The sequence below is a fragment of the Gluconacetobacter diazotrophicus PA1 5 genome (assembly GCF_000067045.1).
GTDB lineage: Bacteria > Pseudomonadota > Alphaproteobacteria > Acetobacterales > Acetobacteraceae > Gluconacetobacter > Gluconacetobacter diazotrophicus.
Genome location: NC_010125.1, coordinates 818365 through 841054 on the forward strand (window position 1 = coordinate 818365; position 22690 = coordinate 841054).

Here is a 22690-nt window from a genome sequence, read left to right on the forward strand (position 1 = left end):
ACGGGGCCGAATGGACGGATGGTCCGGCTGCTGGGCATCGATCCGGGCCTGCGCTTCACCGGCTGGGGGCTGGTCGATGTGGACGGCAACCGGCTGTGCCATGTCGCGGACGGCGTGATCGCCACGGACGGTGACGCGCCCGTGCCGGAGCGGCTGCGCTGCCTGCACGATTCCCTGCTGGACCTCGTGCGCCGGTACGGCCCGCGCGAGGCCGCGGTGGAGGAGACGTACGTCAACCGCAACGGGGCCTCGACGCTGAAGCTCGGCTATGCGCGCGGGGTGGCGCTGCTGGTGCCGGCGCTGGCCGGAATCGCGGTTTCGGAATACGGTGCCATGGCGGTGAAGCGGGCGGTGGTCGGCACCGGCGCCGCCAGCAAGGATCAGGTGGAAATGATGGTGCGCCGTCTGCTGCCCGGGGCGACGATCCGCCGGGCGGACGCGTCCGATGCGCTGGCGGTGGCGATCTGCCATGCCCATCACCGGGCCAGCGCCCTGCGGGTGTCGGCCGGGACCCGCATGGCATGATCGCGCACCTGACCGGGCTGGTGGGGCAGATGGAATCCGACCGCTGCGTGGTCGATGTCGGCGGCGTCGGCTATCTGGTCCATGCCTCCACCCGCACGCTCTCGGCGCTGCCCCGTCCGCCCGATGTGACCCGCGTCCTGGTCGAGACCGTGGTGCGCGAGGATGCCTTCCTGCTCTACGGCTTTGCGGAAGCCGCGGAGCGCGACTGGTTCCGCCTGCTGACGACGGTCCAGGGGGTGGGGGCGAAGGTCGCGCTGGCCATTCTCTCCGCCCTGTCGCCGGGCGACCTGGCCGGGGTGATCGCGGCGGCGGACAAGGCCAGCCTGACCCGGGTGTCGGGTGTCGGCGCGCGGCTGGCCGAGCGCATCCTGACCGAACTGCGCGACAAGGCCGGGCGCATGCCCGCCGGGCCGGGCGTGACGATCGCGGCCCCCCCGGCCTCGGGCGGGGTGGAAGCCGATGCCCTGCTGGCGCTGGCGGGCCTGGGCTTCCGCCGGGCCGAGGCCCAGCCGGTGGTGGGGCGCATCCTGGCGCGCCTGGACGGCAAGGCGGACCTGGATGTCGTGATCCGCGAAAGCCTGCGGGAACTTGCCCGATGACCGAAATCCCCCTCCGCGAGGTCGATCCCGCCCGCAATGCGGAAGATGCTGCCGAAGCCGGGCTGCGGCCGCAGACCCTGGACGATTTCACGGGCCAGAAGGCCAGCCGCGAGAACCTGGCCATCTTCATCGCCGCCGCCCGCCAGCGGGGCGAGGCGATGGACCACGTGCTGCTGCACGGCCCGCCGGGGCTGGGCAAGACCACGCTGGCGCAGATCGTGGCGCGGGAACTGGGGGTCGGCTTTCGTGCGACCTCGGGCCCCGTGATCCAGCGCGCGGGCGACCTGGCGGCCATCCTGACCAACCTGCAGCCCCGTGACGTGCTGTTCATCGACGAAATCCACCGCCTGCAGCCGGCGATCGAGGAAGTGCTGTATCCGGCGATGGAGGATTTCCAGCTCGACCTGATCATCGGCGAGGGGCCGGCGGCGCGCTCGGTGCGCATCGACCTCTCGCCCTTCACCCTGGTGGCCGCGACCACGCGGGCCGGGCTGCTGGCCACCCCGCTGCGCGACCGGTTCGGCATTCCGCTGCGGCTGGTGTTCTACACCCCCGACGAACTGCGCCAGATCGTCTCGCGCGGGGCGCGGAAGCTGGAATTCGACCTGACGCCGGAAGGGGCCGAGGAAATCGCCCGCCGGTCGCGCGGCACGCCGCGCATCGCCGGGCGCCTGCTGCGGCGGGTGCGCGACTTCGCCTCGGTCACCCGTGGCGGCCCGGTGGACCGCGCGATGGCCGACGCCGCCCTGTCGCGGCTGGAAGTCGATTCGCTGGGGCTGGACGGGATGGACCGGCGCTATCTGCGCCGCATCGCCGAACATCATCACGGCGGCCCGGTGGGGGTGGAAACCCTGGCCGCCGCCCTGGCCGAGGCGCGAGACACGCTGGAAGACGTGGTCGAACCCTACCTGATCCAGGAGGGGCTGGTCCTGCGTACCAGCCGGGGACGCACGCTGGGCGAGCGGGGCTGGCGGCATCTGGGGCTTGCCCCCCCGCCACGGCAGACGGGCCAGGGCGACCTGCTGCAGGGGGACGACGGGTGAGGCACAACATTCCTTTCCGCATTTATTACGAAGATACGGACGCCGGCGGCGTGGTCTACCACGCCCGGTATCTCGGCCTGGCCGAGCGCGCGCGGACCGAGGCGATTCGCGGCCTGGGCCAGCCGGTGTCCGCGCTGCTGGACGATTTCGGCCTCGCCTTCGTGGTGCGCAACGCCAGCATCGACTACCGCTCTCCGCTGCGACTGGACGACGTCGTGACGGTGACCACGCGCCTGACCGAACTGGGCTCGGCCAGTTGCCGGCTGGAACAGACCTTCCTGCTGGGGCAGACGCTGTGCGCGGCGCTGGATGTCCGCCTGGCCTGCGTGCGCGCGGCCGATGGCCGGGCCGCCCGATTTCCGCCTTTATGGCGTGATCTTCTGACTGGACTCGTGGATTGAAGGCCGGTCGGTAATTTCTTGTTTCGATGGGTGTGTCCTGCGGCTGGGGTGCTTCTGCTTTCCCGCGGAAACCTATAAGGAACGCACTGGAGTGCAGTGTCAGACTGCCCCCGACTCGGCGGTCGGGATCGCGATCGCGCGGCGACGGGCAGAAGGTGCAGGAGGCGTTTTTGGACCAAGCGGTTAACGCGGCTAACCTGGGCGCGGCAGCGTCGGGTCTGTCGCTGTGGAGTTTGTTTCTCCATGCGGCGATCGTCGTCAAGCTGGTGATGATCGGGCTGGTATTCAGCAGCGTGGTGGTGTGGGGCATCATTTTCGACAAGATCGTCACCCTGCGGCGCGTCAACCGGCAGGCCGGCGTCTTCGAGGACAAGTTCTGGTCGGGCGGCAGCCTGGACGACCTGTATGAGACCGACGGGGCGAAGCCCGTTCACCCGCTGGCGGCGGTCTTCGGCGCCGCCATGGGCGAATGGCGCCGCTCGTCGCGGATCTCGGGCGTGGACCTGGCGCGCGGCGGCGTGCAGGAACGCGTCGATCGCGCCATGAACATCACGATCACGCGGGAGATGGAGCGCCTGGGCCGCTGGATGATCTTCCTGGCCACGATCGGCCCGGTCGCGCCGTTCATCGGCCTGTTCGGCACGGTGTGGGGCATCATGCACGCCTTCGGGGCCATCGCCGCGATGCACAACACCAACCTCGCCGTGGTCGCCCCCGGCATTTCCGAGGCCCTGTTCGCCACCGCCATCGGCCTTGTGACCGCCATCCCGGCGGTGATCGCCTATAACGTCATCAACAACAGCCTGTCTCTGTTCGAGGACCGCATGGCGGCGTTCGGGACCGAATTCGCCGCCATCCTCTCTCGCCAGTCCGAGGAAAGGGGCTGAATCATGGGCGTTTCGCTCGGTGGAGGGGGTGGGCGCCGCGGGCGCCGGCGTCCCATGTCGGACATCAACGTCACCCCCCTGGTGGACGTCATGCTGGTGCTGCTCATCATCTTCATGGTGACGGCGCCGATGATGACCAGCGGCGTGAATGTCGACCTGCCGAAAACCGACGCGGCGCCGGTCAATGCCGACACCAAGCCGATCACCGTGTCCATCCGCTCGGACGGCGCGCTGTACCTGGGTGACAACCCGGTCTCGTCCGACCAACTCGTGGACCAGTTGCGCGCGGCGGCGCAGAACGACCCCGCGCACCGGATCTTCGTCCGTGGCGATTCCCACATCGATTACGGCCGCGTGATGGAAGTGATGGGCCGGATCACGGCGGGCGGCTTCACCCACGTCGCCCTCCTGGCCCAGCAGCCGCCGTCCGGCGGCGGCGCGCCCTGATCGCGCCCCCCTTGATCGTCATCGGCTAGGAGCATCCTCGTCGTGGTTCAGCCGCGCCGTTCCGAACGTATCCTGATGCGGCGATCGATCGTCGTGTCGGGGGCCGCGCATATGGCGCTGCTGCTGGCAGTGCTGCTGGGGCTGCCCATTCCGGTGCCCACCGAACCGCCGCCCCCGCCGACGATCGAGATGGAATTCACCAGTTCGGACAGCGGCGGCACCCCGCACAAGGCCGAAAAGCCGGCCCCCAAGCCCGCGCCCGCGCCGGCCCCCGTGCCGCAGGAGGCCCCCCCGGCCCCGACGCCGCCGGTCCAGGCGCCGACCGAGGAACCGCCGCCGCCGCCCCCTCCGCCGCCGCCCATGCCGCCGCCGCCGGAAACCCCGCCGGTCGAACTTCCGGACACGCAGGTGCCGCCGAAGGTCGAGGAACCGTCGCCCGACGCCGTCCAGGCGCCGCCGACCCCGCCGGCGCCGCCGGTGCCCTCGCGCGCGGCCTCGCCGCCGACGCCGCAGCCCGAACCCAACGCGCTGCCCAAGATGCAGCAATTCTCGCACGTCACCCAGCCGAACGAGACGAAGAAGGCGGTGCCTGACACGCACTCGCTGCTGGCGACGCTGGATGCGTTCCGCGCGGACCAGAAGCAGACCCATCCGCCCAAGGCGCGCGCCAACCCGCTGCAGGGCGGCGCACCCAACGGCGGCGGCGCGCCGGACGGTGACATCACCAGCGCGCTGAACGCGGCCGACCAGCGCGCGATCGGAAATGCCGTGCGCCGCTGCTATACCGAAGATACGGCGGCGCGGGATTACGCCACCTTCGTCGCCCATCTGGTGGTGACGGTGGATGCCACGGGCATGGCCCGCATCGTCCAGTTCGCGCCGGAAACCCAGGCGCGCATGGACGCCGATTCGTCCTATCGCGCGCTGGCGGAACGGGCCCGCGCGGCGGTGCTCAGCCCCACCTGCGCGCAATTGCCGCTGCCCAAGGCGATGCTGGGGCAAACGCGGCAGCTCAAATTCGTTTTCCGCCCATGAAGCAGCACAACCTGCCGCAGCCCATGCACGGGCGGTGCGTTCGAGGAGAAGACCATGCGTCCCTGTGACCTTCCGCCGACTTCCCCCTGGATTTCCGATACCGATGCATCGCTGCTGGCGACCCATCTCGGCCGCCGCATGCTGCTGGGAACGGGCGGCGGCATCGCGGCCGGCATCCTGGCCGCGCCGCTGTCGGCCCTTGCGCAGGGCGCGCCCGCGGCGGGCCCGGGTGCCGCCGAAATCACGGTGGACCAGGCCCGCACGGCGCCGATTCCCATCGTCATTCCGGCGCTGGGCGGCGACGCGGGCGCGCTGGTCAGCAGCGTGATCTCGGGCGACCTGGGGAATTGCGGCCTGTTCTCCCCGATCAGCGGGTCGCTGCCCGTGGGGGTGCCGGATTTCGGAACATACAAGTCGCTGGGCGCCCGCGCGCTGGTCAGCGGTTCGGCGACGACCGGCGGTGGCGGCCTGCGCGTCGAATTCCGCCTGTGGGACGTGCTGACCGGCCAGCAGATCCAGGGCACGGCCTATACGGCGGGCGCCGGCGACGCGCGCAAGATCGCGCACATCATCGCCGATGTGATCTATGAACGGCTGCTGGGCGAAAAGGGCTATTTCAACACCCGCATTGCCTATATCGCGCGGTCCGGTCCGCGCGAGCACCAGACGACGCGGCTGGCGATCATGGACCAGGACGGCGCCAACAGCCATTACCTGTCGGGGGGCCAATGGCTGACCCTGACCCCGCGCTTCAGCCCGACCAGCGACCAACTGGCGTTCATGTCGTACGCCAACAACCGCCCGCGCGTGTACATGCTCAACCTGGCGACGGGCCGGCAGCAGTTGCTGGGCGATTTCGAAGGGATCTCGTTCGCGCCGCGTTTCGCGCCGGACGGGCGGGCGGTCATCCTGTCGGCCACGCGCGGCGCGGGGTCGGACATCTATAGCGTGGACCTGGTCACGCGGGCCAAGCGGCAGATCACCAGTTCCGGCGCCATCGATACCAGCCCGTGCTACAGCCCGGACGGGTCGCAGATCGTCTTCAACTCGGACCGGGGCGGTTCGCCGCAGCTTTATATCATGAGCGCGGGCGGCGGCGACGCGCGGCGTATTTCGTACGGCAACGGCGTGTACGGCTCGCCGGTCTGGTCACCGCGCGGGGATTTGATCGCCTTCACCCGGATCGCCAACGGCAGCTTCTCGCTGGGCGTGATGGCCCCCGACGGCACGGGCGAGCGGATCATGACCCAGGGCTTCACCGTCGAAAGCCCCACCTTCTGCCCGAACGGACGGGTGATCGCCTTCTGCCGCCAGACGGCGGCGGGGGCCGGCGGGGCAGGGTTTTCCTCGGGCATCAGCACCGTCGATATCACCGGCTTCCACGAACGCGCGATTCCGGCCGGCGGCGCGTCCGACCCGGCCTGGTCGCCGCTGAACGGTTAAGATTTAAAGACCGGGGAAGCGCGTTACTGTGCTTTTCCGGTCAATACTGAAACAAGATATCGGACATGTGTTCCGGGCATCTTGACGCTTCGTCGCGTCTGGCGCTAACCGGCAAGTGGTCTCCAGTGTTCGCAACGTTCTGCCTCTGGGTTGTTGGCGGAACAAAACGAGTGTCGGGACCGGACCTTTACCCGGCAACTTAATCATATGGTTCCACGCGGGAACCGATCTCAGGATCTAAAATAATGAGACTGAAGCTTCTTGGTGCGCTTGGCATGGCCGTTCTTCTGGCGGCGTGCTCGGGTGAGAACGAAAAGGGCGCCACGACCGGAACCGGCGCCGCCGCGCAGAGCACCGGCGTCACCCCGGGCAGCGAAGCCGACCTGGTCGCCAATGTCGGCGACCGCGTGTTCTTCGAGCTGAACAAGAACAACCTGTCCAGCGACGCCCAGGCGACGCTCGACCGTCAGGCCGCCTGGCTTGCCAAGTATCCGCAGGTCACGATCCAGGTCGCGGGCAACTGCGATGACCGTGGCACCGAAGAATACAACATCGCCCTGGGCGAGCGTCGCGCCAACGCGGCGCGTGACTACCTGGTCGCCAAGGGCGTGGCTGCTTCGCGCATCACCACGATCTCCTACGGCAAGGATCGTCCGACGGCGACGGGTGACGACGAGCAGTCGTGGGCCCAGAACCGCAACGCGATCACCTCGGTCCGCTGATCGTATCGATCGGATCGTCGTCCGATCGGTCGGAACCGGCCAGGCGCCCGTCGCCTGGCCGGTTTTGTTTTGTCTGGTCCGTGGTACATAACAGGGCCTGTCTTGTGACCTTGCCCGTGACTTGGGGGAAATCCGTTCATGCGGTCCGCTGCATTCCGCCACCTTCCGCCGTTCCTAGGCGTGATGGCCGCCCTGACCATCCTGTCGCCGCTGCCCGTCCGCGCCCAGGACGGAATGACCAGCCGCGAAGGCATCGCGCTGCAGAACCAGATCATGGATCTGCGCCAGCAACTATCGCAGTTGCAGTCGGCCCCCGGGGCCGGGGGCGGAATGCTGCCGCCGGCCGGGCCGGACAGCGTGCCGCAGAACGTGATGCCGCCGGCCAATGGCGACCTGACGGCGCAATTGCTGAACAGGGTGATGACGCTGGAACAGCAGGTGCGCGACATGCGGGGCCAGCTCGACCAGTTGACCAACCAGGTCCAGCAGCAGAACGCGGCCCTGTCCAAGCAGATCGAGGACATGAATTTCGCGGCGCAGAACGGTCACCCCGCCCCGGCCGGCGCCCCGCCCGCCGCCGCTCCGGCCGCACCCGCGCCCGAAGCACCGGCCAGGCAAACGCCCGAGGCCCTGCTGCAGCAGGGCAACGCCGCCCTGCTGCACGGCGATTACGCGGCAGCCCAGGCGGCGGCCCAGAAGGTCCTGGCCGGCCCGCGCGGCCCGCGCCAGGTGGACGCGCAGTTCCTGCTGGCGCAATCCCTGGCCGGGCAGAAGCAATATCGCCAGTCCGCCGTCGCCTATTACGACACCTATAACCGCGCGCCGCATTCGGGCCGCGCGCCGGATGCCCTGCTGGGGGTCACGGCCACGCTGCTCGCCCTGGGCGACAAGGCTTCGGCCTGTCAGGCGCTGGCGAAGCTGAAGGCGGAATTCCCCACCCCCGCCCCCCGCGTCCGCAGCGCGCAGGCCATCTACCGCACCCGTGCCGGATGCCACTGATATCAGGCTGACCGGGGACCCCGCCGGGGGCCCGACCCGCTCGGGCGTACTGGATGACGCCCGTTTCGCCGCCATCATGGCGGGGCTTGGTCCCTGGCTGCCCGATGGGCCGGACATGCCCCCGGTGGGGGTGGCGGTATCGGGCGGCGCCGACAGTCTATGCCTGGCCTACCTGGCCGCGCGCTGGCGCCGCGCGGTCCGTGCCCTGATCGTCGATCACGGCCTGCGTCCCGCCGCGGCGGCCGAGGCCGCGCTGACCCGGCGGCGGCTGCATGCCCTGGGCATTCCCGCCGACATCCTGGTTCTCGACGGCCTGCGGCCCGGGCCCGGCCTGGCCGACCGGGCCCGTCGCGCACGCTATGCGGCGCTGGCCCGGGCCTGCCGGCGGGCGGGCATCGTCGACCTGCTGCTGGGCCATCATGCCGGCGACCAGGCGGAAACGATCGCCATCCGCCGCCGCGCCGCCAGCGGGCCGGACGGTCTGGCCGGCATGGCCTCCGTCAGCTTCACCGCCGATCTGCGTCTGGTGCGTCCCCTGCTGGGTGTCGATCGCGACCGCCTGCGCGCGACGCTGCGCCGCGCCGGCCTGGCATGGGTCGAAGACCCGTCGAATGCCGATCCGCGCGCCGAACGGGCCCGGGTGCGCGCGGCGCTGGACGACGACCCGGCGGCACGCGGGCCGCTCCGCGCGGCGGCGTCGCGGGCCGGCGCGGCGCGCATGGACCGTGATGCCAGGCAGGCCGCGCTGCTGGCCCGGAACGTGACGATGGCGGAAGGGGGCTGGGTGGCGCTGGCCGACGATCCGACCTGCCCCAGGGCGCTGGCGTTCCTGATGCGGGCGGTGTCGGGGTCGGACTACCTGCCCCCTTCGCGGGCGGTCGCGGCCCTGTGCGCCGCCCCGCGGCCGGCGACGCTGGGGGGCACCTGCCTGATGGCGGCGGGGCCGGCCCTGAAGCGCGCCGGCCATCGATGGCTGCTGCTGCGCGAGGAAGCGGCGATGCAGCCCCCGGTCGTCGCCCGGCCGGACTGCGTGTGGGACGGGCGCTTCGTCCTGTCGGCGCCGGCGGGCACGAACCTGGACGGTGTGACGCTGGGCGCGGCCGGCCCGTCCGGGGCCTGGGCGCCCCCCGGCTGGCGAACGCAATGGCCCGCGCGCGCGTTGCGCACCCTGCCGGCGCTGCATCGCGCGGGGCGGGTGGTGGCGGTTCCGACCATGGGGATCTGCCACGCGGCGGACCTGGCGGGGGTGGCCCTGATGCTGACCCCGGGGGCGGTAGCGGCCGAGACCGCCCGCTTTTGACAAGAAAGAGGGGCCATGGGGGTGTGAATGTCCCCCGAACCGCCTATGTATGGGTGAACATTAGGTTGAAAAGGCGTTTGGCCGCTGGTTGGCGCCAGCGTATGGAACAATGGGCAAGATGAACAATTTTGGCCGGAACCTGGCTCTCTGGGTTATCATCATCGTGCTGCTGCTGTTGCTGTTCAACGTCTTCCAGCCTGGAAGCGTGCAGCATGCGTCGCAGCAACTGGCATATTCCGACTTCATCGGGGATGTGAATGGCGGGCGCGTGCGCTCGGTCATCGTGCAGGATCACAATATCTCCGGCACGCTGACGGACGGCACGTCGTTCGAGACCTACACTCCCCAGGACCCGACCCTGATCCCGCGCCTGACCGAAAAGGGCGTCGAGGTGGTCGCGAAGCCGCTGGACAGCGATTCCAATCCGTTCCTGCGTTATCTGATCAACTACGCCCCGATCCTGCTGATGTTCGGCGCCTGGATTTTCATCATGCGGCAGATGCAGGCCGGCGGCGGCCGGGCGATGGGTTTCGGCAAGTCCCGCGCCCGCATGCTGACGGAAAAGCAGGGCCGCGTGACGTTCGATGACGTGGCCGGCATTGACGAAGCCAAGAGCGAACTGCAGGAAATCGTGGACTTCCTGCGTGACCCGCAGAAATTCACCCGCCTGGGCGGCAAGATCCCCAAGGGCGTGCTGCTGGTCGGCCCGCCGGGCACCGGCAAGACCCTGCTGGCCCGCGCCATCGCGGGCGAGGCGAACGTGCCCTTCTTCACCATCTCCGGCTCGGACTTCGTCGAGATGTTCGTCGGCGTCGGCGCGTCCCGCGTCCGCGACATGTTCGAACAGGGCAAGAAGGCCGCCCCCTGCATCATCTTCATCGATGAAATCGACGCCGTGGGCCGCCATCGCGGCGCCGGCCTGGGCGGCGGCAACGACGAGCGCGAGCAGACCCTGAACCAGATGCTGGTCGAAATGGACGGTTTCGAGAGCAATGAGGGCGTGATCCTGATTGCCGCGACCAACCGTCCCGATGTGCTGGACCCGGCCCTGCTGCGCCCCGGCCGTTTCGACCGCCAGGTGGTGGTGCCCAACCCCGACGTGGTGGGACGCGAGAAGATCCTGCGCGTGCACATGCGCAAGGTCCCGCTGGCCTCCGACGTCGATCCCAAGGTGATCGCGCGCGGCACGCCGGGCTTTTCGGGTGCCGACCTTGCCAACCTGGTGAACGAGGCCGCGCTGATGGCCGCCCGGCTGGGCAAGCGCACGGTCGCGATGCTGGAATTCGAGAACGCCAAGGACAAGGTCCTGATGGGTGCCGAGCGCCGCTCGCTGGTCATGAGCGACGACGAAAAGCGGATGACCGCCTATCACGAGGGCGGGCACGCGCTGGTCGCGATCCTGACCCCCGGCGCCGATCCGGTGCACAAGGCCACGATCATTCCGCGCGGCCGCGCGCTGGGCCTGGTCATGAGCCTGCCGGAGGGCGACCGCTATTCCAAGAGCCGGGCGAAATGCCTGGGCGAGCTGACGCTGGCCATGGGCGGCCGCGCGGCCGAGGAGATCATCTTCGGCGCCGACAACGTGTCCAACGGCGCGTCGGGCGACATCAAGATGGCGACCGACCTGGCCCGCCGCATGGTTTCCGAATGGGGCATGAGCGACAAGCTGGGCATGATCGCCTATGGCGATAACGGGCAGGAAGTCTTCCTGGGCCACAGCGTGACCCAGAACAAGAACGTGTCCGAGGAAACGGTCCGCGAGATCGATGACGAGATCAAGATCCTGATCGACAGCGCCTATGCCCGGGCCCGGACGCTGCTGATCGAGCATGTCGACGAACTGCATCGCCTGGCCCAGGCCCTGCTGGAGTACGAAACCCTGTCGGGCGAGGAAATCCGCCAGGTCCTGCGCGGCGAGCCGATCGAGCGGGTGGTGGTGGACGACCCGATGCCGGAAAATCGCCGCGCCTCGGTTCCGCCCACGCCGCCGGCCGCGCCGCTGCCCTCGCCGGGCGGCGGGGGGCTGGATCCGGCGCCGCAGCCGGGCTAAGGCGCCGTCTATTCGAATAAACACGACAGGCGGGGGTATCCCCCGCCTGTTTTCCGTTGGGCGCAGGGAAACGGGAAGGCTGGATGGATTGTCTTCGGTTGATCGAACCCGTGGGGCTGGTCCTGGGGCGGCAGGCGCATGTGGCCGTGGCGGCGGGACTGGCCCACTGGCTGGCCGGTGGGCCGGCGGCCTTTACCCTGGCTCGGCTGATCGACGGGGACGATGTCCGCCTGGTCCGCGCGGGCGATATTCCGCCCGGCTGGCTGCCGGTCCTGGCCCGTGTGACGGCGCCGCTGCCGTCGGCGGACCTGCCGGACGGGCCGCGGGTGATGGGCATCCTGAACGTGACGCCGGACAGCTTCAGCGACGGTGGCCGCCATATGGGACCGGACGCCGCATTGCGTGCCGCGGCGGCCATGGTGGAAGCCGGTGCCGCGCTGCTGGATATCGGCGGCGAGAGCACGCGGCCCGACGCCGCCGTGGTGACGCCGGACGAGGAATGGGCCCGCATCGCTCCGGTGCTGGCGGACCTGCACGGCCGGACCGGGGCCGTACTGTCGGTCGACACCCGCAACGCCCGTACCATGGCCTCCGCGCTGGGGCTGGGGGCGACGCTGATCAACGATGTCTCGGCGCTGGCGCATGACCCGGATGCGCTGGGGGTGGTGGCGGATGCCGGGTGCCCCGTGGTGCTGATGCATATGCGCGGCACGCCGCAGACGATGTCGCGCCTTGCGACCTATGGCGACGTGGGCGCCGACGTGACGCGCGAACTCGCCGCGCGAATCGACGCGGCCGTGGCCGCCGGTGTCGCGCGCCATCGCATCCTCGTCGATCCCGGCATCGGCTTCGCCAAGACCACGGCGCAGAATGCCGCATTGCTGGGCCGGTTGCCGATCCTGGCGAACCTGGGGTGCCGTATCGTGCTGGGAACGTCGCGCAAGCGCACGCTGGGGGAACTGGCCGGGGTGCAGGTGGCCGCCGACCGCGATCCGGGGACCGTGGCCAGCACCCTGCCGGGCCTGGAACTCGGCAACACGATCCTGCGTGTACATAACGTGCCGGCCATGGTTCAGGCCCTGCGGGTCTGGCAGGGCGTGTGGACCTGCGATAAGCCGGCATCAGGGCCCGCCATGGCAGGGCAGAACCAGGGATAGCCGGGAATGAGCAAGACCAGACATCTATTCGGCACCGACGGCATCCGCGGCCTCGCCAACCAGGACCCGATGACGGTGGAAATCGCGCAGAAGCTGGGGCAGGCCGCCGGCCTGCGCTTCACGCGGGGCGTGCACCGCCATCGCGTGCTGCTGGGCAAGGACACGCGCCTGTCGGGCTACATGATCGAATGCGCGCTGGTGTCGGGCTTCCTGTCCGCCGGCATGGACGTGACGCTGGTCGGGCCGATGCCCACGCCCGCGATCGCCATGCTGACGCGGTCGCTGCGCGCCGACCTGGGCGTCATGATCTCGGCCTCGCACAACCCGTTCGGCGATAACGGGATCAAGCTGTTCGGTCCCGACGGATTCAAGCTGTCGGACGAGACCGAGGCCGAAATCGAGGAGTTGATGCGCTCCGACCTGGCCGGCCGGCTGGCGGCGCCGGACCGGATCGGCCGGGCCTCGCGCCTGAATGACGCCGCCGGGCGGTATATCGAGAATGCCAAGGCCTCGTTCCCGCGCGGGCGGCGGCTGGACGGCCTGCGCATCGTCATCGACTGCGCCAATGGCGCGGCCTATCGCGTCGCGCCCACCGCGCTGTGGGAACTGGGGGCCGAGGTCATCCGCATCGGGTGCGAGCCCGACGGCATCAACATCAACGAACAATGCGGCTCGACCAAGCCGGAATCCCTGTGCGAGGCAGTGGTCGCGCACGGCGCCCATATCGGCATCGCCCTGGACGGCGACGCCGACCGCGTGCTGATCGCGGACGAGAAGGGGCGGCTGATCGACGGCGACCAGATCCTGGCCCTGATCGCCCGGTCCTGGGGCCGGCAGGGGCGGCTGAACTCGGCACAGATCGTGGCGACGGTGATGTCGAACATGGGCCTGGCGCGGTGCCTGGAGGGGCTGGGCCTGGAACTGGTGCGCACCGCGGTAGGCGACCGGTACGTGGTCGAGCGGATGCGCGAACTGGGCGCCAACCTGGGGGGCGAGCAGTCGGGCCATATGGTGCTGTCCGATTTCGCCACGACCGGCGACGGGCTGGTGGCGGCGCTGCAGGTCCTGGCCGTGCTGGTCGAGGAAGGCCGCCCGGCCAGCGAGGTCTGCCGCATGTTCACCCCGTTCCCGCAGATGCTGCGCAATGTCCGCTTCACGGGCAAGAGCCCGCTTCACGCCCCTTCGGTGCAGGACGCCCGCCGCCGGGCGGAAGCCGAACTGGGCACGGCCGGCCGGCTGCTGCTGCGCGAAAGCGGCACGGAACCCCTGGTCCGGGTCATGGCCGAGGCCGAGGACCCGGCGCTGGTGGAACGAATCGTCGCCGAAATGTGTGAGGCGATCGATTCGGCCCAGGTCGTGGCCTAGGGACGGGGGCCATGAAGGGGCGCATCCTCGTCATCGCGGGCAGCGATTCCGGCGGCGGCGCGGGAATCCAGGCGGATATCAAGACCATCACGGCGCTGGGCGGGTTTGCCATGACGGCGCTGTCCGCCCTGACCGTGCAGAACACGCTGGGGGTGACGGGCGTGCTGCCGGTCCCGCCCGATTTCGTGGCGCAGCAGATGTGCAGCGTGCTGGACGACCTGGGCGCCGATGCGTTCAAGAGCGGGATGCTGGACCGGGCAGAGGTCATCCTGGCCGTCGCGGACATCATTCGTGTCCATCCCGGCATCCCCTATGTCCTCGATCCCGTCATGGTGGCCAAGGGCGGCTCGCGCCTGTTGCAGGATAACGCGGTGGAGACGCTCAGGCGGGATCTCCTGCCTCTGGCCACCCTGCTGACCCCCAACCTGCCGGAGGCCGAAGTCCTGGTCGGACGTCCGATTCGCACGGTGGACGACATGCGGCGGGCGGCCGAGGACCTGCGCCGGGCCGGGGCCGGGGCGGTCCTGGTCAAGGGCGGGCACCTGGATGGCGACGTGCTGACCGACGTGCTGGCCACCGACGCGGGGATCGAGCTGTTTTCGGATACGCGGCTGCATACCCGCCACACCCATGGGACAGGCTGCACGCTGGCCAGCGCGATCGCCACCGGCCTGGCGCAGGGCCTGACGCTGCGTGATGCCGTGATCCGGGCCCGGCGCTACCTGCGCGCCGCCATCGCGGCCGCGCCGGGCTATGGCGCGGGCGCCGGACCCCTGAACCATGCGGTCACGATCGGCCCCGACTGGACCCCCGCCGCCTGATCACGCTTCGTCCCGTCGACCGGATGGACGGCCGGGCTGCGCCCAGTCGGCGGCGTCGGCCATGCGCACGATGACGGGAACCAGGCGCGAGACGTGATTCGGCCGAAGCACGCCCAGGCCGCGCAACCCCTGCACCGTCCGCGCGGCCGCCCAGGCACAGCCCAACGCCAGGTCACGTGCCAGGCGGCTGCGGACCGGCACCGGCCGGGTTGCAAGGGACGTTGCAAGGGGCTCCGGCGGCGGAACGGCGGTGGCGCCATGCGGCGCGTGGCGCAGGACGCTGCCGCGGCACCACGCCCGCAGCGGAACCGGCGAGGGGGCATTGCGCGGCCCGGTCATGCGTCGTCGCCGCGCCGCGCCATGGCGCGGACATCAAAACAGATACAAAAAGCCATGAAAAAGGCCTCCTGCCGCTCAAGCGGTTGCTCGAACCCGGGAGGCCGGTTGCCGGTCAGCCGACCAGGGTCAGCAAACAGGCAGAACGGTCAGACCCGGATAGGGACGATGCCCGCAGACAGACCCGGCGACCGAAAGAGATCGGTCACGGCGTCCCCGCCAGGCGATTCTAGATCGGGGTTTCATGATCGTTTCTTGTTCGGGGTGTCGCCGCGCGTCCAGCGTCCGCGCGGCGATCGGTTGCGGTGGGTATAGCCGGTTTCGGGGCCGGTTCAAGGAAAAACACGCCCCGACTCGGAAACGGAACGCATGCCTTTCCGCTGCCCGTCGTGCTGAACGGCGGAGTGATATAACATATGCGTGATCAGATGGATAACGCGGCTGTATTAATGCCTAACCTGTCCCGGGAAGATTGTGTCATACAATTTATACACCTATAGGTAGCAATGTTGGTTTAACAAAACTCATGGTGGCATATATGCGTGTTTTGCTCGTCGAGAATGATGGTGGCACGGCTCATGGCACCTCCAGCGCCCTGCGCGCGATCGGCTATGCCCTGGATCATGTTGCGACGGGACATGAGGCGGTCGAAATGCTCCGGCGCTATGATTACGATCTTGCCCTGCTGGAAATGGTTCTGCCGGATATCGATGGGTACGAGGTCCTGCGTGCCACCCGGGCGGCACGCCGGGAAACGCCGATCGTCGCCCTGTCCAGCCTGGGCGGTCCGCAGGCGAAGGTCCGGGCCTTTTCGGCCGGTGCCGACGATTACATCACCAAACCTTACGACCGACGCGAACTCGCGGCCCGCCCGAATCCAGTGGTTGGTCCGCCGGTCCAAGGGATATTGCCAGCCGATCCTGCATGCCGGACCGTTGCGGCTGTCGCTGGACAGCCGCGAGGTGACGGTGAACGGGCGGCCCGTCCACCTGACCGGCAAGGAATACCTGGTCCTGGAACTGCTGCTGCTGCGCAAGGGAACGGTCCTGACCAAATACGCCTTCCTCGACCATCTCTATGGCGGCATGGACGAGCCGGAGATGAAGATCATCGACGTCTTCATCTGCAAGGTGCGCAAGAAACTGCAGCAGGCGGGGGCAGGGTCGCTGATCGCCACGGTCTGGGGCCAGGGCTACATGCTTCGGGGGGACGGGGGCGTGGCCCCCATGACGGTACCCAGGCCGGTCGTCGGCTCGGCGGCGCTTTCGGTCGCCTGACATCCCAGGGCGGGGCTATGGGCAAAAAAAATGCAGGGTCCGAAGACCCTGCAAGGTATCGTGATGGTTCGATTTGCGATGCCCCCATCGCCCTTTTCGTATGGCATGGTCGAGGGACCAAAAACATGATTTGAATCAAAAGTTCATGAAAAGAACGACAGGTTTGGTAAAAGACTCGGCCTGGCGCCTGTCGGGCGGCCCGAATCCCGGGGTTTTGCCTCGCCCGGCAGATCGTCTACGAAGAATATGGTGCATCGCTATGCAGCGGCCGGGCGGCCGCATGCCGCTGCCGATGGTCCCTGGTTTGCCTTCGCCACCCTGCCGACTGGATATCCGATGATCGACCTTTCCGTCGAAGCCCGTTCGCTGCTCGCCACGCTGGGGGTCGCGGACGACGCCCTGACGGGCGACCTGCCTGTGCGTTCACCCGTCAATGGGCAGGAAATCGCGCGTGTTGCCACCGCCACGCGGCAGATGGCGTGCGACGGGATCGCCTCGGCCCACGCGGCCTTCCAGGCGTGGCGGCTGGTGCCGGCGCCGCGCCGGGGCGAACTGGTGCGGCTGCTGGGCGAGGAATTGCGTGCCGGCAAGTCGGCCCTGGGCCGCCTGGTGTCGATCGAGGCCGGGAAGTCCCCGTCCGAGGGACTGGGCGAAGTGCAGGAAATGATCGATATCTGCGACTTCGCCGTCGGCCTGTCCCGCCAGTTGCACGGCCTGACGATCGCGACCGAACGTCCGGACCACCGGATGATGGAAACCTGGCATCCGCTGGGTGTTACCGGCGTGATCTCCGCCTTCAATTTCCCCGTCGCAGTCTGGTCCTGGAACGCCGCGCTGGCGCTGGTATGCGGGAACCCGGTGGTGTGGAAGCCGTCCGAGAAGACGCCGCTGACCGCCCTGGCCTGCCAGGCGCTTTTCCACCGTGCCGCCGCCCGCTTCGCGGCGTCGGGCACGGCGGTCCCCGACGGCCTGTCGGTCCTGCTGACCGGTGGACGCGCGGTGGGTGAAATCCTGGTCGATCATCCGGATGTGAAGCTGGTATCGGCGACCGGGTCCACGGATATGGGCCGCGCGGTCGGCCAGCGCCTGGCTGCCCGCTTCGCGCGGGCCATCCTGGAACTGGGCGGCAACAACGCCGCCATCGTTACGCCGTCGGCGGATCTGGAACTGGCCCTGCGCGGCGTCGCCTTCGCCGCGATGGGCACGGCGGGCCAGCGCTGCACGACGTTGCGTCGCCTGTTCGTGCATGACGCCATCTATGACGGGTTCGTCGCGCGGCTGAAATCGGCCTATGCGACCGTGACGGTCGGCAGCCCCCTGGAAGAGGGCAATCTGGTCGGCCCCCTGATCGATGCCGCGGCGATGGACCGCATGCAGCGTGCGCTGGAATCGGCGCGTGCGTTGGGTGGCGTGGTCACGGGCGGCCACAGGGAAGGCGCGGCCGACTGGCCCGATGCGTATTATGTCCGTCCCGCCCTGGTGGAAATGCCCGAACAGGCCGGCCCGGTGCTGGACGAGACCTTCGCGCCGATCCTGTATGTGATGAAATACTCCGATTTCGACCGCGCCGTCGCGTTGCAGAACGCGGTTCCGCAGGGCCTGTCCTCGGCCGTGTTCACCACCGACCTTCGCCAGGCCGAACGGTTCCTGTCGGCCGCCGGGTCCGATTGCGGCATTGCCAACGTCAATATCGGCACATCCGGGGCCGAGATCGGCGGGGCGTTCGGCGGCGAGAAGGAAACCGGCGGCGGCCGCGAATCGGGATCGGACGCCTGGAAAGGCTATATGCGCCGCGCCACCAACACGATCAATTACGGTACGACCCTGCCGCTGGCGCAGGGCGTATCGTTCGATATCGGTTAGCGTCGGGCGCGCAGGGCGGCGGCCAGCCGGTCGGCCCGGCGGTCGGCGTTGCGCGCGTTGATGACGGCAAAGGCGTGGGCGACGCCGATGCCCCACAGCAGCAACGCCGGCAGCAGGCCGAAGATCAGCCCGACCACCAGGCTGAACAGCGAGACGCACCAGATCACGCCGTTCAGCAGCGCCTGGATCGGACGACCGGCCAGCAGCAGTGCGAGCGGGGAGCAGAACAGGCCGATCAGATAGAGCATGGGCAGGGTTCCTTGTTGCCGAACGGGACCAGTCTGAAGCCTATCCGCCCATCAGGGCCAGCCCTTCGGCCACCGACACGAACTCTCCGCCTCGATCGACCCGCTCGGCGCCGAAACGTGTGACGAACAGGTTCCGTACCGCCGGGACGAACGACGTGCCGCCCGTCAGGAACACCCGGTCGATCCCCGCCTCGGTCAGTCCCGCGCGGGTCAGGGCGGTGGTGACCGCCGCGTCGAACTGCGCCAGGTCCGGGGCGATCCAGTCCTCGAATTCCGTCCGGGTGATCCGGCGTTCGATCCGGATGTCCTTGTGGTGAAAGCGCAGGGTTGTGCTGTCGGCCTGGGACAGGTCGGTCTTCGCGGCGCCGATGGCGCGATACAGGGCCTGGCCCTGCTGGTCCGCGATCAGGGTCGCCAGCGCGTCCAGCCGCTGGGGGGCGGAGGCGGTGCGGGCCACGTCCGCGATCGCGCGTAGCGTCTGCGGCGTACGCATCAGCGACAGCCGGTGCCATCGCGCCAGGCTGGCATACCATTCGATGGGAACGGGCAGCGGCGCGCCGCCCATGACGCGATAGGTGCTGTCACGTCCCAGCGCGGGCGAGACCACATTGTCGATGATCCGGTAGTCGAACTGATCGCCCGCGATGCCCACGCCGGCATGGCCCAACGGCTGCGCGTGTCCCCGTCCTGTGCCGCCTTGGGCCGGGTCGAAGCGCAGGATGGAAAAATCGCTGGTGCCGCCGCCGAAATCGCCGACCAGGATGGTCGCCGGCCCATCCAGCCGCTGGGCGAAGCGCCAGCCGGCGGCCTCGGGCTCCAGCGCCACGGCGATGTCGCCGAATCCCGCATCGTGGAAACTGTCGCGCAGACGCTGCTCGCCGAACGAATCGTCGGGCATGTCGCCCGCGAACCGCACCGGGCGGCCGACCGTGGCGGTCACGCCGGCCGGATCGATTCCGGCTTCGCGCATCAGCCCGGTCAGGAAACGACCGATCAGGTTTTCCAGCGTCAGCCGCCGCCCCAGCAGCCGCGTTTCGCGGAACGAGGTCTGCGCCAGGTACGATTTCATCGACATGATCAGCCGGCTTTCGGCCGGGTCATCCAGATAGGCGTCGATGGCGGCGGCGCCGATCGCTTCATGCACCGCCAGCCGCCCGCGCTCTTCCTCCTGCCACAGGCACAGCAGTGTGCGGCAGGTTTCGGCCTCGGGGTGGCCAGGCGGGGCGAAGCGCGCGGTGTGGGTGCGGCCATCCGGCGTTGCGATGACCACGACACTGTTGGTGGTGCCGAAATCGATGCCGATGCGGGTCGGGGTGGTCGGGGACATCGCGCGTGAATAGGCGCGGGCGGCCACGCTGTCCATCGCCCGCCGCCATCTGCCGATCTACATCGCCCGCCGGAAGGTCAGGTTCAGCCGTGCCCGGCCCGTCAGCGGATGCATGCCCTCCGTCAGCGGATGAATGCCGTGATGGACCAGTCGCGCGGGGCCGCCCCAGACCACGACATCGCCATGTTCCAGCGGCACGCGCCGCACCCGGTCCGATCGTGCCGGCCCGCCCCACAGGAAGATGGCCGGCAGGCCCAGCGAGACCGAGACGATCGGCTGGCTGAAATCGTGCTCGTCACGGTCCTGATGCAGGGTCAGCCGCGTTCCGGGCTCGTAGCGGTTGATCAGGCAGGCATCGGGGTGGAATTCCGAAAACCCGGCCCGGGACGCGGCCCGTGCCGCCAGGTCGGCGAACAGGGCGGGCAGCGCGGGCCACGGATGGCCCGATAGCGGGTCCATCGGGTCGTAGCGGTATCCCTTCGTGTCCGATACCCATCCGGCGGTGCCGCAATTGGTCATGGCGACCGACATCGTCCGGCCGCTGGGCGTGGACATGCGGCGAAACGGCGCCGTGCGCGCGACCATGTCCACCATGGCGATCAGGTCGGGCGCGATGGCGCGGGCGAATCCCGCCAGCACCATGGCGCCGGGCCCCAGGACGCGGTCCCGCCCGCCCGTGTCCAACTCCAGGCTGGGGTGGGTGTCCGCGTCCGGCGGTCTGGATGGATGCGGCATGGTGGGAAGACCGTATGGGGGGGGCAGTCAGGACCGCGCCTGTGGCGGCGAGCGGTCCCCGGGGCCCAGTTCGCGTTGCAGCAGGACGACGTCCAGCCATCGTCCGTGTTTGTATCCCACCGATTGCAGCGTTCCGACCGTACGAAATCCCAGCCGCTCGTGCAGCCGGATCGACGCGATATTCGCGCTGTCGCCGACCAGGGCGATCATCTGCCGGAATCCCCTTGCCACGCAGGCGGCCAGCAGGGCGTCCAGCAGCATCGACCCCACCCCGCGTCCCGCCGCGTCGTGCGCCAGGTAGACCGAATTTTCCACCGTGTCGCGATAGGCGGCGCGGAGATGATAAAGGCCGGCATAGGCATAGCCGATGACCGCCCCGCCTTCCTCGGCGACCAGATAGGGAAAATCCCCCGCACGCAGCGCCGCCATGCGCCGCGCCATGTCCTCGGCCGACGGGGGCTCGGTCTCGAACGACGCCGTGCCGTGCAGGACATGGTGGGCATAGATCGCGGCGATGCCGGGTACATCCTCCGCCCGCGCGGAACGGATCGTAACGGTGGGCGGCGGGGGGGCTGGGGGCATGGCGTGCAATCCGGCTCGTCGGGTCATGGGCGATGCGCCTATGTTTGTTCCCGCCGCCAGGAAGGCAAGAAGGAATGATGCCCCACGGGCCCGATCCTTCCGGTCCCGTGACAATAGCGGAGATGCGGTCTACACCGAAGCCTCTGCCACCGTATGGACCGGATCATGACCGAGACCCCTGTTTTCCCGCGTGATCAGGCGGTCCCCCGGTTCGTGGCCGAGACGGTCCTGTTCGTCTTTCTGGCGCATGCCCTGGCATTTTTCCTGCATGAATACAGCCACGCCGTCACCGCGTGGCTTCTGGGCTTCAAGGCCGATCCGCTGGCACTGCATTATGGGCACGCCGATATCGTGAATATCCTGCTGCAGCGGGAGATCGACGAAAATGTCGCGTACGGCCCGATCTACGCGGCCCATCGCGACGGTGCGGCGGCGTTGATCGCCCTGTCGGGGATGGCGCTGGGGAACGGGGCTCTCTATGTGCTGTGCTTCTGGTGCATCCGGCGCGTCCGTCCCCGGGACATGAACCGTCCGGCGGTGCGTTTCCTGTTCTGGCTGGCCCTGATGGGGGCAGCCAATCTATGGAGCTATGCGCCCATCCGTACCATCACCACGCATGGCGACATGGCCGAAATGGCGCGCGGGCTGCATATGTCACCCTGGCTGTTGCTGCCGCTCGTCACCCTGCCGTCGATTCTGGCGATGTACAGCTTCTTCTTTCGGCTGGTGGTACCCAACTGGGCGTGGCTGTTCGCGGGCGGACCGGCGCGGCCGGTCTTTGCCGCCGCCATGACGGGTCTTCTCTATTTCGGCTTCTTCGGCGCGGCGGGATTGTTCGGTTCGTACGGCGACGTCTGTGCCCTTCTGTCCATCGTCAGCCTGTTTGTCCTGTTCCCCCTCTCCGTCGTCTTCTGTCTTCTCGCGACCGGTATGGGGGTGATCGGCTTCGGGCAGGGCCACGGGCAGGATGGCGGGGCGCCGGTATGACGGACGTGTTCGTGCGCCGGGTCATGCGGGCGGATGCCCCCGACCTGATCCGCGCCAATATCGACAATCGCGATTACCATGCGCCCTGGGTGAATCCCTTCATCGATCAGGGTGGATTCGATTCCTGGTTCGCCGGTCTGGTGACCGGTCCGGATGTCGGCCTGCTGGCGCGGCACGATTTCACGGGTGAAATCGTGGGCGTGTTCAGGTTCAGCCAGATCGTGATGGGCGCCTTTTGCAGTGCTTATCTGGGATATTACGGCATGCGCGCCCATGCCCGTACCGGCCGGATGGCCCGCGCGCTGCGCCTGGTGCTGGAATATGGTTTTGACGAGCTGGGCCTGCATCGTGTCGAGGCCAATATCCAGCCCGGGAACATGGCCTCGATCGCCCTTGTCCGGCGGGCGGGATTTCGCAGGGAGGGATTTTCTCCCCGCTACCTGAAGATCGATGGCGCGTGGCGCGATCACGAACGCTGGGCCTGTCTGGCCGACGACCGGTAGGACAGGTCCCGTTTCATTCCGTTCTGCCCCGCGTCCGC

At 68.8% G+C, this 22690-nt stretch carries 23 protein-coding genes and 1 pseudogene; 19 read left to right on the forward strand and 5 right to left on the reverse strand.

Annotated elements, in window-relative coordinates:
- Nucleotides 1–18: 18 nt before the first annotated feature.
- From ruvC to thiD, 15 genes are all read left to right on the forward strand, one after another.
- The gene (gene ruvC / locus GDI_RS03800; protein ID WP_012223549.1) at nucleotides 19–525 is read left to right on the forward strand and encodes a crossover junction endodeoxyribonuclease RuvC; all 507 of its coding nucleotides are present in this window, start codon (nucleotides 19–21) and stop codon (nucleotides 523–525) included.
- Entirely contained in the window at nucleotides 522–1124 is a 603-nt protein-coding gene (gene ruvA, locus GDI_RS03805; protein ID WP_012223551.1) for a Holliday junction branch migration protein RuvA, read from the forward strand. Before ruvC ends, ruvA begins: the two co-directional genes overlap by 4 nt.
- Nucleotides 1121–2167 (forward strand): Holliday junction branch migration DNA helicase RuvB, encoded by a 1047-nt coding sequence (gene ruvB, locus GDI_RS03810; protein WP_012223553.1) that lies wholly within the window; start codon nucleotides 1121–1123, stop codon nucleotides 2165–2167. The genes ruvA and ruvB overlap by 4 nt, the downstream gene beginning before the upstream one ends.
- Nucleotides 2164–2568, forward strand: coding sequence for a YbgC/FadM family acyl-CoA thioesterase (locus GDI_RS03815; protein ID WP_012223555.1), 405 nt, complete (start codon nucleotides 2164–2166; stop codon nucleotides 2566–2568). The genes ruvB and GDI_RS03815 overlap by 4 nt, the downstream gene beginning before the upstream one ends.
- 170 nt (nucleotides 2569–2738) lie before the next feature.
- Nucleotides 2739–3455, forward strand: coding sequence for a protein TolQ (tolQ, locus tag GDI_RS03820; protein WP_012223557.1), 717 nt, complete (start codon nucleotides 2739–2741; stop codon nucleotides 3453–3455).
- A gap of 3 nt (nucleotides 3456–3458) precedes the next feature.
- Nucleotides 3459–3902, forward strand: a complete 444-nt coding sequence (gene tolR / locus GDI_RS03825; protein ID WP_012223559.1) for a protein TolR — start codon at nucleotides 3459–3461, stop codon at nucleotides 3900–3902.
- A gap of 42 nt (nucleotides 3903–3944) precedes the next feature.
- The gene (locus GDI_RS03830; RefSeq protein ID WP_012223561.1) at nucleotides 3945–4937 is read left to right on the forward strand and encodes a hypothetical protein; all 993 of its coding nucleotides are present in this window, start codon (nucleotides 3945–3947) and stop codon (nucleotides 4935–4937) included.
- 54 nt (nucleotides 4938–4991) lie between these two features.
- A complete protein-coding gene (gene tolB / locus GDI_RS03835; protein ID WP_012223563.1) occupies nucleotides 4992–6380 on the forward strand; it encodes a Tol-Pal system beta propeller repeat protein TolB in 1389 nt (462 codons plus the stop codon).
- A gap of 245 nt (nucleotides 6381–6625) precedes the next feature.
- A complete protein-coding gene (gene pal, locus GDI_RS03840; RefSeq protein ID WP_012223565.1) occupies nucleotides 6626–7102 on the forward strand; it encodes a peptidoglycan-associated lipoprotein Pal in 477 nt (158 codons plus the stop codon).
- 138 nt (nucleotides 7103–7240) lie between these two features.
- Nucleotides 7241–8101, forward strand: coding sequence for a tetratricopeptide repeat protein (locus GDI_RS03845; protein WP_012223566.1), 861 nt, complete (start codon nucleotides 7241–7243; stop codon nucleotides 8099–8101).
- On the forward strand, nucleotides 8085–9401 hold the full coding sequence (gene tilS, locus GDI_RS03850) for a tRNA lysidine(34) synthetase TilS (protein WP_012553645.1): 1317 nt from the start codon (nucleotides 8085–8087) through the stop codon (nucleotides 9399–9401). Before GDI_RS03845 ends, tilS begins: the two co-directional genes overlap by 17 nt.
- Nucleotides 9402–9519: 118 nt before the next feature.
- Complete coding sequence (ftsH, locus tag GDI_RS03855; RefSeq protein WP_012553644.1) at nucleotides 9520–11451, forward strand: ATP-dependent zinc metalloprotease FtsH; 1932 nt, start codon at nucleotides 9520–9522, stop codon at nucleotides 11449–11451.
- An 83-nt stretch (nucleotides 11452–11534) separates the two neighbouring features.
- Nucleotides 11535–12608: a dihydropteroate synthase gene (folP, locus tag GDI_RS03860; protein WP_012553643.1), complete on the forward strand. Its 1074-nt coding sequence runs from the start codon at nucleotides 11535–11537 to the stop codon at nucleotides 12606–12608.
- A gap of 6 nt (nucleotides 12609–12614) precedes the next feature.
- Complete coding sequence (gene glmM / locus GDI_RS03865) at nucleotides 12615–13973, forward strand: phosphoglucosamine mutase (protein ID WP_012223570.1); 1359 nt, start codon at nucleotides 12615–12617, stop codon at nucleotides 13971–13973.
- An 11-nt stretch (nucleotides 13974–13984) separates the two neighbouring features.
- Nucleotides 13985–14794 (forward strand): bifunctional hydroxymethylpyrimidine kinase/phosphomethylpyrimidine kinase, encoded by an 810-nt coding sequence (thiD, locus tag GDI_RS03870; RefSeq protein WP_012223572.1) that lies wholly within the window; start codon nucleotides 13985–13987, stop codon nucleotides 14792–14794.
- On the opposite strand, the gene GDI_RS03875 is transcribed toward thiD, so the two are convergent.
- Entirely contained in the window at nucleotides 14795–15133 is a 339-nt protein-coding gene (locus tag GDI_RS03875; RefSeq protein ID WP_012553642.1) for a hypothetical protein, read from the reverse strand.
- A gap of 535 nt (nucleotides 15134–15668) precedes the next feature.
- Here GDI_RS03875 and GDI_RS03880 point away from each other — a divergent pair.
- Nucleotides 15669–16407 (forward strand): annotated as a pseudogene (locus GDI_RS03880) (response regulator transcription factor).
- Between the two features lie 336 nt (nucleotides 16408–16743).
- Nucleotides 16744–18270: an L-piperidine-6-carboxylate dehydrogenase gene (gene amaB, locus GDI_RS03885; RefSeq protein ID WP_012223578.1), complete on the forward strand. Its 1527-nt coding sequence runs from the start codon at nucleotides 16744–16746 to the stop codon at nucleotides 18268–18270.
- Here amaB and GDI_RS03890 read toward each other — a convergent pair.
- Genes GDI_RS03890 through GDI_RS03905 form a run of 4 tightly spaced genes read right to left on the reverse strand, consistent with a single transcriptional unit; the run spans nucleotide 18267 to nucleotide 21162 of the window.
- Entirely contained in the window at nucleotides 18267–18518 is a 252-nt protein-coding gene (locus tag GDI_RS03890) for a hypothetical protein (protein WP_012223580.1), read from the reverse strand. The two genes, amaB and GDI_RS03890, sit on opposite strands and share 4 nt — an antisense overlap.
- A 40-nt stretch (nucleotides 18519–18558) precedes the next feature.
- Entirely contained in the window at nucleotides 18559–19881 is a 1323-nt protein-coding gene (locus tag GDI_RS03895; RefSeq protein ID WP_012223582.1) for an Hsp70 family protein, read from the reverse strand.
- A gap of 21 nt (nucleotides 19882–19902) precedes the next feature.
- A complete protein-coding gene (alkB, locus tag GDI_RS03900; RefSeq protein ID WP_012223584.1) occupies nucleotides 19903–20580 on the reverse strand; it encodes a DNA oxidative demethylase AlkB in 678 nt (225 codons plus the stop codon).
- Between the two features lie 27 nt (nucleotides 20581–20607).
- Nucleotides 20608–21162 (reverse strand): GNAT family N-acetyltransferase, encoded by a 555-nt coding sequence (locus GDI_RS03905; protein ID WP_012553640.1) that lies wholly within the window; start codon nucleotides 21160–21162, stop codon nucleotides 20608–20610.
- A gap of 165 nt (nucleotides 21163–21327) precedes the next feature.
- Here GDI_RS03905 and GDI_RS03910 point away from each other — a divergent pair, with 165 nt between their 5' ends.
- Nucleotides 21328–22149: a hypothetical protein gene (locus tag GDI_RS03910; protein ID WP_012553639.1), complete on the forward strand. Its 822-nt coding sequence runs from the start codon at nucleotides 21328–21330 to the stop codon at nucleotides 22147–22149.
- The gene (locus GDI_RS03915) at nucleotides 22146–22652 is read left to right on the forward strand and encodes a GNAT family N-acetyltransferase (RefSeq protein ID WP_012223591.1); all 507 of its coding nucleotides are present in this window, start codon (nucleotides 22146–22148) and stop codon (nucleotides 22650–22652) included. The genes GDI_RS03910 and GDI_RS03915 overlap by 4 nt, the downstream gene beginning before the upstream one ends.
- Nucleotides 22653–22690: the final 38 nt, after the last annotated feature.

Excerpts from the sequence above, each read along its gene's own strand:
- ruvC (WP_012223549.1), top strand. The coding sequence starts at position 19 with ATGGTCCGGCTGCTGGGCATCGATCCGGGCCTGCGCTTCACCGGCTGG.
- ruvA (WP_012223551.1), top strand. The coding sequence starts at position 522 with ATGATCGCGCACCTGACCGGGCTGGTGGGGCAGATGGAATCCGACCGC.
- ruvB (WP_012223553.1), top strand. The coding sequence starts at position 1,121 with ATGACCGAAATCCCCCTCCGCGAGGTCGATCCCGCCCGCAATGCGGAA.
- tolR (WP_012223559.1), top strand. The coding sequence starts at position 3,459 with ATGGGCGTTTCGCTCGGTGGAGGGGGTGGGCGCCGCGGGCGCCGGCGT.
- tolB (WP_012223563.1), top strand. The coding sequence starts at position 4,992 with ATGCGTCCCTGTGACCTTCCGCCGACTTCCCCCTGGATTTCCGATACC.
- pal (WP_012223565.1), top strand. The coding sequence starts at position 6,626 with ATGAGACTGAAGCTTCTTGGTGCGCTTGGCATGGCCGTTCTTCTGGCG.
- GDI_RS03845 (WP_012223566.1), top strand. The coding sequence starts at position 7,241 with ATGCGGTCCGCTGCATTCCGCCACCTTCCGCCGTTCCTAGGCGTGATG.
- ftsH (WP_012553644.1), top strand. The coding sequence starts at position 9,520 with ATGAACAATTTTGGCCGGAACCTGGCTCTCTGGGTTATCATCATCGTG.
- folP (WP_012553643.1), top strand. The coding sequence starts at position 11,535 with ATGGATTGTCTTCGGTTGATCGAACCCGTGGGGCTGGTCCTGGGGCGG.
- glmM (WP_012223570.1), top strand. The coding sequence starts at position 12,615 with ATGAGCAAGACCAGACATCTATTCGGCACCGACGGCATCCGCGGCCTC.
- thiD (WP_012223572.1), top strand. The coding sequence starts at position 13,985 with ATGAAGGGGCGCATCCTCGTCATCGCGGGCAGCGATTCCGGCGGCGGC.
- GDI_RS03875 (WP_012553642.1), bottom strand. The coding sequence starts at position 15,133 with ATGACCGGGCCGCGCAATGCCCCCTCGCCGGTTCCGCTGCGGGCGTGG.
- amaB (WP_012223578.1), top strand. The coding sequence starts at position 16,744 with ATGATCGACCTTTCCGTCGAAGCCCGTTCGCTGCTCGCCACGCTGGGG.
- GDI_RS03890 (WP_012223580.1), bottom strand. The coding sequence starts at position 18,518 with ATGCTCTATCTGATCGGCCTGTTCTGCTCCCCGCTCGCACTGCTGCTG.
- GDI_RS03895 (WP_012223582.1), bottom strand. The coding sequence starts at position 19,881 with ATGGACAGCGTGGCCGCCCGCGCCTATTCACGCGCGATGTCCCCGACC.
- alkB (WP_012223584.1), bottom strand. The coding sequence starts at position 20,580 with ATGCCGCATCCATCCAGACCGCCGGACGCGGACACCCACCCCAGCCTG.
- GDI_RS03905 (WP_012553640.1), bottom strand. The coding sequence starts at position 21,162 with ATGCCCCCAGCCCCCCCGCCGCCCACCGTTACGATCCGTTCCGCGCGG.
- GDI_RS03910 (WP_012553639.1), top strand. The coding sequence starts at position 21,328 with ATGACCGAGACCCCTGTTTTCCCGCGTGATCAGGCGGTCCCCCGGTTC.
- GDI_RS03915 (WP_012223591.1), top strand. The coding sequence starts at position 22,146 with ATGACGGACGTGTTCGTGCGCCGGGTCATGCGGGCGGATGCCCCCGAC.